At 39.9% G+C, this 13,718-nt stretch carries 16 protein-coding genes and 1 riboswitch; all 16 genes read right to left on the reverse strand.

The features are described from left to right. Positions 1-125: 125 nt before the first annotated feature. Complete coding sequence (locus FGL72_RS04910; RefSeq protein ID WP_004899844.1) at positions 126-671, reverse strand: ECF transporter S component; 546 nt, start codon at positions 669-671, stop codon at positions 126-128. After that, positions 668-1,663 (reverse strand): nucleoside hydrolase, encoded by a 996-nt coding sequence (locus FGL72_RS04915; RefSeq protein WP_085698958.1) that lies wholly within the window; start codon positions 1,661-1,663, stop codon positions 668-670. The genes FGL72_RS04910 and FGL72_RS04915 overlap by 4 nt, the downstream gene beginning before the upstream one ends. Before the next feature lie 157 nt (positions 1,664-1,820). Beyond that, complete coding sequence (locus FGL72_RS04920; RefSeq protein ID WP_085698956.1) at positions 1,821-2,672, reverse strand: DegV family protein; 852 nt, start codon at positions 2,670-2,672, stop codon at positions 1,821-1,823. A gap of 8 nt (positions 2,673-2,680) precedes the next feature. Next, entirely contained in the window at positions 2,681-3,181 is a 501-nt protein-coding gene (locus FGL72_RS04925) for a dihydrofolate reductase (RefSeq protein ID WP_036069277.1), read from the reverse strand. Further along, positions 3,168-4,379: a CCA tRNA nucleotidyltransferase gene (locus FGL72_RS04930; RefSeq protein ID WP_085698954.1), complete on the reverse strand. Its 1,212-nt coding sequence runs from the start codon at positions 4,377-4,379 to the stop codon at positions 3,168-3,170. Before FGL72_RS04930 ends, FGL72_RS04925 begins: the two co-directional genes overlap by 14 nt. An 80-nt stretch (positions 4,380-4,459) precedes the next feature. Beyond that, a complete protein-coding gene (locus FGL72_RS04935; RefSeq protein ID WP_085698952.1) occupies positions 4,460-5,722 on the reverse strand; it encodes a tetratricopeptide repeat protein in 1,263 nt (420 codons plus the stop codon). 150 nt (positions 5,723-5,872) lie between these two features. Next, positions 5,873-6,100, reverse strand: coding sequence for a CsbD family protein (locus tag FGL72_RS04940; protein WP_004899857.1), 228 nt, complete (start codon positions 6,098-6,100; stop codon positions 5,873-5,875). Between the two features lie 121 nt (positions 6,101-6,221). Beyond that, positions 6,222-7,055 carry an aldo/keto reductase gene (locus tag FGL72_RS04945; RefSeq protein WP_085698950.1) on the reverse strand — a complete coding sequence of 278 codons (834 nt, stop codon included), beginning with the start codon at positions 7,053-7,055 and terminating at the stop codon, positions 6,222-6,224. Positions 7,056-7,186: 131 nt separating this feature from the next. Beyond that, entirely contained in the window at positions 7,187-7,435 is a 249-nt protein-coding gene (locus tag FGL72_RS04950; RefSeq protein ID WP_004899862.1) for a hypothetical protein, read from the reverse strand. Between the two features lie 176 nt (positions 7,436-7,611). Further along, a complete protein-coding gene (locus tag FGL72_RS04955) occupies positions 7,612-7,887 on the reverse strand; it encodes an HU family DNA-binding protein (RefSeq protein ID WP_004899865.1) in 276 nt (91 codons plus the stop codon). Between the two features lie 215 nt (positions 7,888-8,102). Next, positions 8,103-9,416 carry a ribosome biogenesis GTPase Der gene (gene der / locus FGL72_RS04960; protein ID WP_146992833.1) on the reverse strand — a complete coding sequence of 438 codons (1,314 nt, stop codon included), beginning with the start codon at positions 9,414-9,416 and terminating at the stop codon, positions 8,103-8,105. 103 nt (positions 9,417-9,519) lie between these two features. Further along, positions 9,520-10,710, reverse strand: coding sequence for a 30S ribosomal protein S1 (rpsA, locus tag FGL72_RS04965; RefSeq protein ID WP_004899870.1), 1,191 nt, complete (start codon positions 10,708-10,710; stop codon positions 9,520-9,522). Positions 10,711-10,805: 95 nt separating this feature from the next. Continuing rightward, positions 10,806-11,483 carry a (d)CMP kinase gene (gene cmk / locus FGL72_RS04970; RefSeq protein WP_004899873.1) on the reverse strand — a complete coding sequence of 226 codons (678 nt, stop codon included), beginning with the start codon at positions 11,481-11,483 and terminating at the stop codon, positions 10,806-10,808. Between the two features lie 18 nt (positions 11,484-11,501). Next, a complete protein-coding gene (locus tag FGL72_RS04975) occupies positions 11,502-12,050 on the reverse strand; it encodes a brain acid soluble 1 family protein (protein ID WP_085698946.1) in 549 nt (182 codons plus the stop codon). 76 nt (positions 12,051-12,126) lie between these two features. Continuing rightward, positions 12,127-12,711 carry an ECF transporter S component gene (locus tag FGL72_RS04980; RefSeq protein WP_085698944.1) on the reverse strand — a complete coding sequence of 195 codons (585 nt, stop codon included), beginning with the start codon at positions 12,709-12,711 and terminating at the stop codon, positions 12,127-12,129. Between the two features lie 66 nt (positions 12,712-12,777). Next, a riboswitch (FMN riboswitch) is annotated at positions 12,778-12,913 on the reverse strand. Positions 12,914-12,964: 51 nt separating this feature from the next. Beyond that, a complete protein-coding gene (locus FGL72_RS04985; protein ID WP_004899882.1) occupies positions 12,965-13,714 on the reverse strand; it encodes a pseudouridine synthase in 750 nt (249 codons plus the stop codon). Positions 13,715-13,718 lie beyond the last annotated feature (4 nt).

Here is a 13,718-nt window from a genome sequence, read left to right on the forward strand (position 1 = left end):
AATAATAACGATTGCTTTTCAAGATTGATGTGTTCATAATTTTTCTCATTTCTGTTAATGTTTATATCATATAATGATTAATTAGAATTGTCAACCACTATGTTAAAATGAAATGTGATTAAATCTCATTTAATATAATGCGTTATGGTCTTATAAACAGCTGCAACAACATAGACCCCGATTAAGCGATCAAGAAAATCCGTCCCAACTTGAATAATAAAGACGGATAAGGCTTGATTGAAACCGAGACCATACAGTATTTGAACCAGTAAACTCGAACCTGAAGAAGTAATCCCATGAAATAGAATCACTGTAATAATTGTACTCACGATTGTCGCCGGTACAGAGATAATCAAGGCTAGCCACCAAATATTTTTTACATCCGTTGCCCGTACACGACGATAAATAAAACCAGAGACTAGCGCTGTTGTCATTTGACTTGGCATAAAATATATTGAAAATAAATCACCGGTTGTGCCGTTAATTAAAGCCGTTAACACACCAGTGATTAAGCCACCAACCGGACCAAAAAATGCACTGCCTAGTAAAGTGCCAATAGTGTCAAGATAAATTGGCAATTTTGTATATAAAGCCAAATGGCCTCCAACAATATTGATGACAATAAAAAGTGCGATTAAAGCTATTTTCTGTGCTGAAATATGCCTAGTCATGATAAGCACTCCAAATCAGTCGCAATGTTGTCTAACTCTTCCATAGCTCTTTCTAAGGAAATATTCAGTAAGCGAGCTATTATAAAGGCCATCGCTGCTCGCGCATCAATTTCTTGTAGAAGTATGGCATTTGGCTTTTCATGCCAAAAGTCAGCGATATCAACAATACTCTGACCCAATGCAATGCCACTCGTGACGACTGTCATGAAGGTTGTAAGCTGTCTTGATAATTTTGGATGTAGCGCATAAAAAACAACTAATGGGTCATTAATGACTGCGCCTAAAACATGTTCCTGCTGCCAATGAAAATCAAAATAAAATTGAATAATCTTTGTTACAAATTCTGATTTTTCTGGGTTAATGTATTGCATCATTTGCAATATATTAGGCGTCATCACTATTTTTCTTGTGACATCTAATGGCACTAATTCAATCATGATAGGACTGTTTTGTAAGACATAATCGGCTGCATCAGGATCGACCCAAAAATTATATTCTGCTACAGGCGATGTATTCCCATTTGTTTTATACGCCCCACCCATGATAATTAAACGTGACACATGTTGCCACAATGCCGGTTGTCGCTGTATAGATGCTGCAACATTTGTTAGCGGACCAAGTGCCATAAACCAAACATCTTGCGCCGATGCCAGCAATTGACTGTAGCCATCGACCTCGTTCAAATTATAGGTCGTAACGCCTTCAACTGACGATAAATCGCTTTCACCCAAACCATCCATACCGTGTGTGTCTTGCGCACTGACATACTCATGATGTTGTGGGTGTGTTGCCCCCGCAAATACTGGTATATCTAAACGCTTTGCTTCTTGTAACACTTTTAAAGCGTTTTGTACGCCAATTGTTACTGGCACATTACCCGCGACAATAGATATACCGATGACATCCAACTCTGGTGAATTGAGCGCCATAAGTAGTGCTAGGCTATCATCAATTCCTGGGTCGGCATCAATGATTACTTTTTGTTTTTGCATTATCTCTCCTACCTTTCAAGGTTACTTGGTTTTTTATCCTAGGAAGTTTCCGAACTAGTCCAACACATTGTGTTGCTTTTGATAAATGCTTATTAAGCATAGCAGAAAAATGAGCAAAATAAAACCCAAAACGATTTTTCACCGTTTTGGGTTTTATTTAACGTGCACGATATAATATCGCTAAAGCACCGATACCAGTATGCGTTGAGATAATTGGACCAGTCGTCATCACTTCAATTTTTATTTCTGGCCAGATAGCATTTAAACGCTGCGCCATTTTTTCGGCGACTTCCGGTACGCCCGCATGCGACACACCAATAGCTAACATTTCTGAATAGTCCTGCATCTTAGCAATCACGCCGTCATTAAACTTAGCAATGGCTTTCATACCACGGCCCTTAGCTAAGACTTCTACAGAACCAGTAGCATCCACACCGGCACCAACTTTAATATTCAATAGATTACCAATGATACCAGATGCTTTGCTAAGGCGCCCACCGGCGACCATGTTATCTAACGAGGTGAAACTCAAGAAAGTATGTGACTCTTGACGGACTTGTTCCAGTTCAGTCAAAATATCAGACATTTTTGCCCCCGATTGCGCCATTTTAGCTGCTACAAGCACTTGAAAGGCTTGAGAACGATCCGCGTTTAACGTATCAAACGTAGTAATTTCAGCTGAAGTTAAAGCAGCCGCTTGCTCAGCAGCATGAACTGTCCCTGACAGACCAGAAGATAAATGAATACTTAAAATTTCTGCATCGGGATAATGTGTACGAATATCTTCGTATGCTGCTTGAAATTTACCAATAGATGGTTGCGATGTCTGCGGTAAATTTTGACTAACTGCCATTTGCTCCAAAAAAGCTTCACGCTGTAGTGTCACACCGTCCTCATAGACTACGCCATCAATTTGTACTGTCAATGGTACCACAGTAATTTCATACTTTTGAATTTCTTCTGGTGTTAAAGCAACGGCTGAATCCGTTACAATTCTAATATTAGACATAAGGCTCCTCAGTTCTGACGTTCATAGCGTTCAACAACGAAACTATAATCGTGTTTATCATCTTTGTCATGTGCTGTTGCACTGACTAGCTTAAATTGCGATAAGTCAATCGCATCAACAAAAGTATCACCGGCAATTGTCACGTCAATGCGCGTCACAATCAAATCAGTTGCGTAGGGCATGAACGCATGATATATTGCAGCGCCACCAGCAATGGAAATATCTCTAGTTTCTTTTTCAATATAATCTAGGACTTCATCAACAGAGTGCGCAATGATAACATCATCATACGGTGTTTTAAAATCTTTTTGATGTGTTAAAACTAAACTCGTCCGTCCTGGTAATGGGCGACCAATTGTATCCCAAGTCGTTCGCCCCATCACCATTAATGTATTGATAGTTTCCGCTTTAAACAACTTTAAATCATCAGGTAAATGCCAAGCGAGTTGACCGTTTTTACCGATTGCATGCGTGCTATCTTCTGCCCAGACCATTCTAATTTTTTTCATTATCTACCAATTCCTTTGCATATTCTAACAAACTATCTGGTCGATTACTGATGATACGCTGAATAACGGCATGCTCTAATTGTGTCAAAATGCGTCCCATTTGTGGTCCGGGAGTAACAATGTTGTTAGCCAGGAGGTCGCCCCCACTAATACACATATCGCGATTGTGTGTTATAGGTAGCGCATCAAATATTTGTTTGACACGCTGTTGTGTCGCCAACGGTGTACCAACAAGGGTTAACACTTCAAACAATAATGCCTGATAATCATAAATTGCGTACAGTTCAAAGACACTAACAGTTTGCACATGTTTAACAATAGGGACGATACTTAATACCGCACGCATATCTTCCCGACTAGTCTTCCAACTTCGCATAAATAACTGTAATTCATTTAGTCGAAGCGACAACCGTGATAAAAAGTAAGGCCAGATGACTGTTCTTGCCTGTGGCTGATTGCGCTTGAGATCAGCTGTGATGGTCAACCAATCTTCTCTTTTAATGTGTCCGGGTAAATACCGGATTAAGTCAGCTTCAATAGCGACAGACAAACTATTTGAAGCATATTGCCCCATTAACAATTTTTCAAACTCGACGCGAATACGCTCAACCGCAATCTTTTCAAGATTGGGGCCTATTTGCTTCAAGGCTGCCTTAGTATGTGGCGCAATATCAAAACCAAGTTGTGCACTGAATCTCAACGCACGCATAATTCGCAGGGCATCCTCGTTAAAGCGCACCTCAGCATCTCCAACAGCTCGAATACGTTTTTGTGCCATATCAGTTAACCCATCAAATAAATCGATGATGTCACCATCTTTAGTCATTGCAATGGCATTGATTGTAAAATCACGTCTTTTTAAGTCTTCCGCTAAACTACGTACAAAAGTAACTTTGTCTGGTCGGCGAAAATCTGTATAAGTTGACTCCGTCCTAAAGGTCGTGATTTCGTAGCCATCACCATGATCCAAAACCATAACCGTGCCATGCTGAATACCCGTGTCAACTGTTTTAGTAAATAGGGCTTTTATTTCTTCGGGAAAAGCAGAAGTAGCAATATCCACATCATGAATTGGCTTATTTAATAACATATCACGCACAGCGCCACCCACAAAGTAAGCTTCAAATCCAGCTGATTCGATATGTTCCAAAATGGGTTGTGCTTGCATAAATTCTTGTGGCAACGTACTGATTTTCATGTTAAAGTCCTTGAATTTATTATACCAAAAATTACTGTATACAAAACAATAATCATTTATATCATGCGATATCTACTTAATTAATAAGCCAAATCTTCTAAACGCATTTGCATATCTAAATCATCAGGTACGAGGAATAGATAGCGCTGAAGTGCTTCAATCTCAGCTTCAGGTTGTCCTTGCTCATGATACCAATTAATTAAGTCCAACATGAAATCTGAATTTTCTTGAAATAACGGTGTAGCTTCTTGCCAGTATTGCTTTGCCTTGCCATCATCGCCAATAGCCTGATAGATACGTGCTAAATACCAATTGAAACGCTCATCCTCTATTTCTTTATTCTCTTTTTCTAATAGTGATAACGCTTGCGCATACTGATTATGTTGTAAGTATAAGTCAGCCAACATAAACAGCGCCGTGGTATCACTCTCGTCAATTGACAATGCCTTTTGGTAATAAGCCTCCGCTACGGTATCGTCCCCACTTTTTTCTGCTGCATGACCAGCCAAATGGTAAAGCTTCGTGTTCATTTCATCTTGAATTAAGCCAGCTTGATAAACGCGAAAAGCTTCCTCAGGTTGTTGTAATCGTTCATAACTCTGGCCCAATAATGGATATATTGACGTATATTTAGGGTCGCTATCCAAAATCGCATTAAATAACTTAATCGCTTCTTCTTCCCGATTTGTTTCTTGATACAGCACAGCAAGTTGAAATTGTGTATCCAAAGTCATTTGCTGTGGTTTAATCTGTTCCAAGTAACCAATCGCATTATCGTAATTACCAACAGCAGCATAGGCAACGCCTAAACGTGCAACAATATCTACCCGGCTAATTTCTCTCTCGCCTTGGAGTAGTAGCTTACGATATCTGGGGATGGCTTTTTGGTAAGCAAGGTTAGCATAATAAAATTCTGCCAAAGCAAATTGGATGATTATTTCTTCTGGTGCCAAATCTTCTGCTTGCAATAAGCTATATTCAGCCGATTCTGTCAGCCCTTCGGCTTGGTAAATGTCTGCCTTGACAAGCAAGGCTTGCAAATAAGCTGGCGAGTCTGGTTTGATTTGCGCTAAATAATTCTGTGCCTCATCCACTTCACCATCTTCAATAGCAATATCGGCTAGCGCCGTACGAATGTCATCTTCATCGGGATATTTTGCCAATAATTTTTTATATGCTCGCCTCGACTGGTTTAAAAAGCCAAGCGCATACAGTTCCTCAGCTAAACTGTAGATTAATTCATCACTATCCTGTCGCAACGATTTGGCAAACGCAGATTGCGCAGCATCCATTTGTCCTTGTGATAAGGCGTCCAACATTTCTTGGGCGTAATTGACTTCCATGACATACTCCTTGCTTGGTGACTCATTTTTTATGTTTGATTTCTCGACATTCAGTCATCGCATACTTTTAATAACATTTAATTTTATCATATAAACCGTCTAAACAACTAAAAAAGGCCATCTCTTAAGAGATGGCCTTGACGTCACTGCTTACTTTTTTAAATTATCAACGCTATCCTTAACGGCATCAACCGCCTCTTCTGCCTTATCTTTAACTGTTTCAGCAGCATCTGATAGCTTATCTTTGGCTTTGCCAAAAAATCCTTGCGCTTTACCTTCGGCTTCACGCGCCTTATCCCCGGTAACCTTGCCTTCTACTTCTTTTGCCTTACCAGCAACCTTGTCCTTAGCATTATCAAACTTTTCTTCGACTGACATATTGATGTTCTCCTTGAAATTTATTTGATGTTACATTTATATTATATCATATTATTGATGAGAAATGCTACAGAAAGGCATTATACAAATCTCATGAATGATAGAGAACTAAAAGTTATGCTTAAAATTCCTGGTAAACAGCAGGATCTTGGTTGTTCGTACGCCCATCCTTTTTAGAAAGACAATCAATTGCTAACATTTCTGCCGATTCAAGCTCAAAGTCAAATACATTTAAATTGCCAACTTGTCGGGTATAACTGACTGCTTTAGGAATCGGAATGACACCCTGTTGTGTTTCCCAGCGTAAAATAATTTGACCGACATTTTTATGATATTTTTCAGCAATCTCTAACAATAGATTATCCTTTAAAAGTCGACTTGCTCGTCCCAAAGGACTCCAAGCTTGTGTCAGAATATTTTTTTCTGTATTGTACTGAATCATTTCTTTTTGATTGAAATACGGATGCAGCTCAATTTGATTAACTACTGGTAAAACGCCAGTCTCTCTCTGAAGGCGTTCAATATGTTCTGGCAAAAAATTACTAACACCAATGGATTTTACCAACCCAAATTTTTGCAGCTGGATGAGTGTTTGCCAAGCCGTTAAATAGTGATCGTCGATTGGATTTGGCCAATGCAACAAATATAGATCAAAATAATCTAGCCCCGTACGATATAGTGATTCTTGAACCAATGCTATAGTGGCCTGCTCATCTGCATAATACTTACCCGGCAACTTAGATTGAATAAATAGTTCATTTCTAGGCACCATTGACGCCTTAATACCACGACCAACTGTCCCTTCGTTTTGATAATTATAGGCCGTGTCGATTAACCGATAACCCACTGTTAAAGCTGAGCTAATCGCCTGTGCCCCTGAAAAACCATTTAATTTATAGGTACCAAAACCAATACGTGGTATCTTAAAACCGTCGCTTAATGATACAACTGACATTATGTCGTCCTCCTATAATAATAATTTTTAACTTAAGACAATTCTAGACTTTTCTTTCTGAAATCGCAATGTCGAATAATTTCAGCGCATCAAAAAAGCCTAATCAGATCTGATTAGGCTTTTTATAATAATTAGTTTGTTTGACGTAGAAATGAAAAATATTCATAAACTGCCAAAATAACAAACAACGCTATTCCGAGGTAAACTGAACTTGAGATACTAATGACAGCAATAACCGTCAATCCAATCGCTGAAGTGGTAAAAATCAAAGAAAATTTTTGTAACTTTGTTAACTTCTGTGTGTCCCCTTGGAAAGAAATGCCAGTCAAAATTGTCCCAACTAAAATCATTAAACCAAATAAAACATGTAATACAATCATGGTGTATCTCCCTTTAAATACATGATTAATCTTGAACGTGTGAAAAGATCAAAGCCTAGTCTATGTAAAATAAAAGAGCAAACCCATTAAGAGCTTACTCCAAGTATGCTTATTAGTTAAACACATAAAAATGTCTACTAATAAGAACATCTATAAACCGCTAGACGTGGAATAGTTTACTTAACAGCTTCCTTCAAAGCTTTACCAGGCTTGAATGCTGGTACCTTTGATGCAGGAATTTCGATTTCTGCGCCAGTTTGTGGGTTGCGACCCTTACGAGCAGCACGATCACGAACTTCGAAGTTACCAAAACCAATCAATTGTACTTTTTCGCCGTTCTTCAAAGCTTCTTCGATTGATGCAAATACTGCATCAACTGATGCCGTAGCATCTTTCTTTGTCAAACCTGTTGCCTTTGCAACTGAATCTACTAATTCTTGCTTGTTAGCCATGTTGTTTCTCCTAAGAGTATTTATTAACCGCTATACGGTTTTGAAGTGTTTTGAAATGTGCCGAAACATTATTTCATGTAATTAGAATAACATAAGAAACGCCCAATGTGTAGTGTTTACGCGGGTTTTCAGCGTTTCGTAATCTTTTTGTCACATAAAAAACATAGGTTCGAAAAGATGATGGGCACAACGTTTTTTAATTGCAACAATGCTGCTTACTTACGTGCACGTACAATCAGCTTTATTGGTGTGCCAGTAAAATCAAATGCTTCACGAATTTTGTTTTCTAAGAAGCGCTCGTATGAGAAGTGCATCAATTCAACATCATTAACAAATATAACAAATGTTGGTGGCTGAATGGCAACTTGCGTCGCGTAATACACTCGTAAACGGCGCCCATTGTCTGTAGGTGTTGGATTAACAGCAATGGCATCCATAATCACATCATTTAATGTTGACGACGAGATACGCTTACGATGATTATCGTCCACATCTTTAACCAACTGTGGAATACGATCTAAGCGTTGACCTGTTTTTGCTGAGACAAACATAATTGGCGCATAGTCCAAAAACTTAAACTCTGAACGAATCAAATTTTCGAATTCTTTCATCGTGTGACCGTCTTTTTCAATCGCATCCCACTTATTAACAATAATAATCATCGCACGACCTGCATCATGAGCAAAACCTGCCACGTGCTTGTCTTGTTCTCTGATGCCAGCTTCAGCATCTAGCACCATTAAAATCACATTACTATTGTCAATTGCTTTTAACGCGCGCATGACTGAATACTTTTCTGTATTCTCGTAAACTTTACCACGTTTACGCATACCGGCAGTGTCAACCATGATAAACTCATCGCCTTCTGCCGTCACAAAGCGCGAATCAATGGCATCACGTGTTGTCCCTTCAATATCAGAAACAATCACACGATCTTCACCAAGCATCGCATTAACAATAGATGATTTCCCGACATTTGGGCGACCAATAATACTAAAACGGATGGCTCCGTCATCTTCTTGTTCGGCTGCCTCATCAGGAAAATGCTTAACAACAGCATCAAGTAAATCTCCTAGACCCAGGCCATGTGATCCAGAAACAGGAAATAGATCACCCAAACCAAGTGAATAAAAATCATAAATATCCTGACGCATCTCAGGATTATCTACTTTATTGACAGCTAAAATCACTGGTTTATCTGTCTTGTATAACATTTTTGCGACAACTCCGTCAGCTGCGGTTACACCTTCTCGACCAGATGCTACCATGACAATGACGTCAGCCTCATCAATGGCTAATTCAACTTGTGCTCTAATCTCAGCTAGAAATGGTTCATCTCCAAGCTCAATACCACCTGTATCAATCATTCTGAACTCATAGTTCAACCATTCTGCTGGCGCGTACAAGCGGTCTCGCGTTACGCCAGGTTTATCTTCAACAATCGCAATACGTTCACCAGCCATACGATTAAAAATCGTTGACTTGCCGACGTTTGGTCGACCAACAATAGCTACTACTGGTGCTGCCATGCTGACACCTCCTTTTTTCTTACCGTGGACTACCAAAAACTATCCACTCAACTTTGTTCAAAATAAAAGAACTGGCGAACCAGCTCTCTTACCTAGTCATATCTTACAACTTATCGCCGAAGATGTCACCCAATGTTGCAGCTGAATCATCTTGTTGCTTGTATGCAGCGATATCCGCACGTGATGCTGAACCATCATTGTTACGACGGTCTTCACGTTGTGGCTTTTCTTCCAAAGCTTTCATTGACAATGAAATACGTTCTTCGGCTGGCTTAATATCCAATACCTTAACTTGTACTTTGTCACCTGACTTCAAAACTTCTGAAGGGTTTTCAATACGCTTGTTTGAAATTTGTGATACATGGACAAGTCCTTCGATACCAGGCAAAATTTCAACAAAGGCACCAAAGTCTTTCACGCGCTTAACTGTACCTTCAAGCACTGATCCAGCAGCAATCTTATCAGCTGCTTCGTCCCAAGGTCCACGCTGTGTTGCCTTGATTGACAATGAAATACGACCCTTTTCAGTGTCCAAAGCCAAAATCTTGACGTTAACCTTGTCACCCTTTGTCAAAACATCGGCTGGGTTCTTGACACGATCATGTGAGATTTCTGATACGTGAACCAAACCATCTACACCACCCAAGTCAACGAAAGCACCGAAGTCTGTCAAGCGAGCAACAGTTCCTTCAACCACTTCACCAACTGACAACTTACTAAATACTTCAGCCAACTGAGCAGCACGTTCTTGCGCAGCAACAGCCTTACGTGACAAAATCAAACGTGCATTAGCAGCGTCAATTTCAATAACTTGTGCTTTAATATCTTTGTTCTTAAATTGGTTCAAATCAGAAACGAAGCGTTCTGCAACCATTGATGCTGGCACGAAACCGCGTACGCCGTTAACCATGACAATCAAGCCACCGCGAACTGCATTAACAACCTTTGCATCGACAGTGTCGCCTTCAGCAAAGTCCAAGTTTTCCCATGCTTTGCGTGCATCTAAACGCTTCTTTGACAACAAGTAAGCTACGCCTTCCTTGTCGCTAGTAACATTAGAAATAACAACAGCTTCAATGCTGTCTCCAATTTTCAATTCGTCTGCCAGGTTGATGTTACGATCGTCTGAGTACTCACGTGCTGGCACAACTCCTTCTTCACCGGTAGACAAACCAACAACCGCTTGGTTATCATTATCAATGGCTAAAAGTTCACCAGTGACAACATCTCCCACCTTAATTTGATCTGCTGCGCTTTCGAGAGCTGCTAAGAACTCGTTGTTTGTTTCACTCATGACGTCTAACGTCCTCCTACAATTTACACTATGGGTATAGTTTACCAGAATAATTGCCACTTGTATAGTAAAAAACAGCGTTTTCACGCTGTAACTTAGGGTTTCTGTTTTTTTTCAATAATCTTTGTAATCTCTGATACTACAGCTTGGATACTTTGTCCGGTAGTATCTACCAAAATCGCGTCTTTTGCCTGTATCAAAGGACTGATCGCTCGATGAGAGTCTTTGTAGTCTCGTGTTTCAATATCACTTTTTAGTGTTTCTAAATCAACTGTCATGCCCTTGGCTTTATTTTCTTTGTAACGTCGCTCTGCTCTTTCTAACACACTAGCTACCAAGAAAATTTTAACTTGAGCATTTGGTAACACCGTTGTCCCAATATCACGTCCATCCATAATGACATTTTGACTATTGGCTATGTCACGTTGGCGACGAACCAAGTCTGCTCGGACAGCTTTATAAGAAGCAATCAACGACACGTTATTAGTGACTTCAGTCGAACGAATCGCCTCTGTCACTTCACTATCGTTCAGAAAAACACGCTGCGTTGGCACTCCGGGCTCAAAACGAATCACTGTTTTTGCAAGTAAATCAACAACACCTTGTTCATCTTCATAAGCCAGACCTGCCTGTTTAGCGGCTAAAGTCATGGTGCGGTACATGGCTCCTGTATCGACATAAACATACTTTAAATTTGTTGCTAATATTTTAGCAATTGTTGATTTTCCAGCCGACGCTGGCCCATCAATTGCAATCTGAAAATTGTGACTCATATCAACCTCTAAAATTAGTTATTTAACATTTAGTGTTCTGCCAGCATATTGTGTATAATTATTCACTGACAAACCAGGATTAAGCGCAATGACTTGATCCGTTGTCATGCCATGTGTCACGGCAAAATTATATAGTGTTTGGCTAGCGCCCAACACTGCTGAATTAGTTGTTGGCGTACTTGGTGCCGTCGGTGCACTGCTGGCAGCTACTTCACTTGAAGCCGCAGCTGGCGCTTCTGTGCTACTAGCCACTGTTTCCGATGAACTTGCTTGTTCTGAGGAACTTTGTGCTGATGTCTCAGATGATTGTTCAGATGAAGCTTTTTGAGACTGTGATGTCGACTTTTTACTAGTTGCTGTCGCTATCTGCTGTGGCGTTTTCTGGTGATTAAGTGCACCATAAATGGGCACACTTGATAAAATAGCAAATCCCAAAACAATCAAAAATATTTTAAAGCCCTTATGCTTATGGCTACTTCTATCTGATTGGCGCGCAAATTCAGGCTCAACTTTTTGTTTTTTTGAACGTGCCATACGGCTCATGTTATTTGGCTCAAAATCGCTCATAATAAAACGACCTCCATTATAATAGGTTCACTTAAAAGTTTACCACATTGAGGTCGTCTCTGTTTATAACGTTTCATTAAGATATCACTTTACGTTGCATCGGTTTCATAACCGAAAGCACAATAATACTTGTTAGCCCCCAAATAATACCTTGTGCAATATTGAATGGTATCACCATGGCTATAAAATAACGTCCCAGGCCAATGATTCGCGCAATGTCAAAATGTGCAAACTGCGAATAAAGTGGCACAGCAACGAACCAATTCATCAACACAGCAGCAACAGTTAACCCAACTGTTGCTATGATTATTGCTAATAATTGGCGTGGGAATTGACGCGTTTCAAACATTGGCATGACCCAAAACATTAACAAGGTAAATACCATTACTGCTACTAAATTGACAGGCAACCCCAGATAGGTATTAATTCCCTCATTTGCCAAAATGAGCTTTAAGACTGTTCGCAGTATGACAACCCACATAGCGGCCGTGACATTAAGCCAATAACCAGCTAGTAAGACAGGCACAATGGAAAAATCAAGCTTTAAGAAATCCGCTCCCGGAATCAAGGGTATCTGCGGAAAAAGCATTAGACCAAATGAGATTGCGCTTAAAATAGCAATCAACGTCAAATGCTGTGTACGTGTAAATGAAATAGACATATTCTTTGCCTCAAAAAAACTGCACAATTTGTCAGGGTATCACAAAAAGGCAGTCTTAACTTTCTTTTTTAACTTCTTTATACCCGACTTTACGGTCGGCTCTGGAATTTGACCAGATCAGCTGTTTGCACAGGTCGCGGGCTTACCATGTTCAACATGTCTCACCGCCGGTTGGGAATTACACCCGACCCTGAAGTAATATTTAATTTTACAACTGATATCATAACAAAATTACTGATTAAAAGCAATCTATTTATTTTCTACGATAATTTTTATAATCCTGTGCTTTGAGTCGTTTAACCTCAACACCAGTTAATTTACGATATTCACCGGACTGTAAGCCAATTAAATCAAAGAAAGCATATTGTTCACGCGTTAATTTATCCACTGGTAAGCCCACTTTTTGCAGCATATCTTTGACTTGATGATTACGTCCTTCATGAATAATAATACGTACCATACTAGTTTTTTTATCTTTGTCGACACGTTCAATCGTGACACGAGCTGGCGCTGTTTTTCGGCCTTTGATGATAACGCCTTGCTTCAAAGGCGCTAATTTTTCAACAGTCGCAATCCCAGACACCTTAGCAAGATAAATTTTGTCGACACGTGACTTTGGATGCATTAATTGGTTAGCAATAGTGCCATCGTTAGTCAGTAACAAGGCGCCAGTCGTATCATAGTCTAGTCGTCCAACAGGGTAAACACGTTGATCAATATCTTCTAGTAAGTCCAGAACTGTCTTACGACCCTTCTCGTCGCTAGTTGTGGTAACGACACCACGGGGTTTATTTAATAGGTAATAAACTAGCTTTTCACGTCCTTCAATCGGCGCACCATCTACTTCCACAGTGTCATGTATGCCAACTTTGACACCAAGTGTTGTGACAGTCTCACCATTGACTTTGACACGCCCCTCAGTAATCATTGTTTCAGCTCCTCTTCGTGAAGCTAGCCCCGCTTGGGCAACAACTTTTTGTAAACGCATTTCTTCTTCAGACATTTTT

Origin of the sequence: Leuconostoc citreum (assembly GCF_007954785.1) — a bacterium.
Taxonomy (GTDB): domain Bacteria; phylum Bacillota; class Bacilli; order Lactobacillales; family Lactobacillaceae; genus Leuconostoc; species Leuconostoc citreum.

What these genes read in the sequence shown, in the direction of transcription:
- rpsA (WP_004899870.1), bottom strand. Translation starts at nt 10,710, where the DNA reads ATGAGTGAAACAAACAACGAGTTCTTAGCAGCTCTCGAAAGCGCAGCA.
- FGL72_RS04980 (WP_085698944.1), bottom strand. Translation starts at nt 12,711, where the DNA reads ATGTCTATTTCATTTACACGTACACAGCATTTGACGTTGATTGCTATT.
- FGL72_RS04910 (WP_004899844.1), bottom strand. Translation starts at nt 671, where the DNA reads ATGACTAGGCATATTTCAGCACAGAAAATAGCTTTAATCGCACTTTTT.
- FGL72_RS04920 (WP_085698956.1), bottom strand. Translation starts at nt 2,672, where the DNA reads ATGTCTAATATTAGAATTGTAACGGATTCAGCCGTTGCTTTAACACCA.
- cmk (WP_004899873.1), bottom strand. Translation starts at nt 11,483, where the DNA reads ATGAGTCACAATTTTCAGATTGCAATTGATGGGCCAGCGTCGGCTGGA.
- FGL72_RS04955 (WP_004899865.1), bottom strand. Translation starts at nt 7,887, where the DNA reads ATGGCTAACAAGCAAGAATTAGTAGATTCAGTTGCAAAGGCAACAGGT.
- FGL72_RS04975 (WP_085698946.1), bottom strand. Translation starts at nt 12,050, where the DNA reads ATGAGCGATTTTGAGCCAAATAACATGAGCCGTATGGCACGTTCAAAA.
- FGL72_RS04950 (WP_004899862.1), bottom strand. Translation starts at nt 7,435, where the DNA reads ATGATTGTATTACATGTTTTATTTGGTTTAATGATTTTAGTTGGGACA.
- FGL72_RS04915 (WP_085698958.1), bottom strand. Translation starts at nt 1,663, where the DNA reads ATGCAAAAACAAAAAGTAATCATTGATGCCGACCCAGGAATTGATGAT.
- FGL72_RS04945 (WP_085698950.1), bottom strand. Translation starts at nt 7,055, where the DNA reads ATGTCAGTTGTATCATTAAGCGACGGTTTTAAGATACCACGTATTGGT.
- FGL72_RS04930 (WP_085698954.1), bottom strand. Translation starts at nt 4,379, where the DNA reads ATGAAAATCAGTACGTTGCCACAAGAATTTATGCAAGCACAACCCATT.
- FGL72_RS04935 (WP_085698952.1), bottom strand. Translation starts at nt 5,722, where the DNA reads ATGGAAGTCAATTACGCCCAAGAAATGTTGGACGCCTTATCACAAGGA.
- FGL72_RS04940 (WP_004899857.1), bottom strand. Translation starts at nt 6,100, where the DNA reads ATGTCAGTCGAAGAAAAGTTTGATAATGCTAAGGACAAGGTTGCTGGT.
- der (WP_146992833.1), bottom strand. Translation starts at nt 9,416, where the DNA reads ATGGCAGCACCAGTAGTAGCTATTGTTGGTCGACCAAACGTCGGCAAG.
- FGL72_RS04985 (WP_004899882.1), bottom strand. Translation starts at nt 13,714, where the DNA reads ATGTCTGAAGAAGAAATGCGTTTACAAAAAGTTGTTGCCCAAGCGGGG.
- FGL72_RS04925 (WP_036069277.1), bottom strand. Translation starts at nt 3,181, where the DNA reads ATGAAAAAAATTAGAATGGTCTGGGCAGAAGATAGCACGCATGCAATC.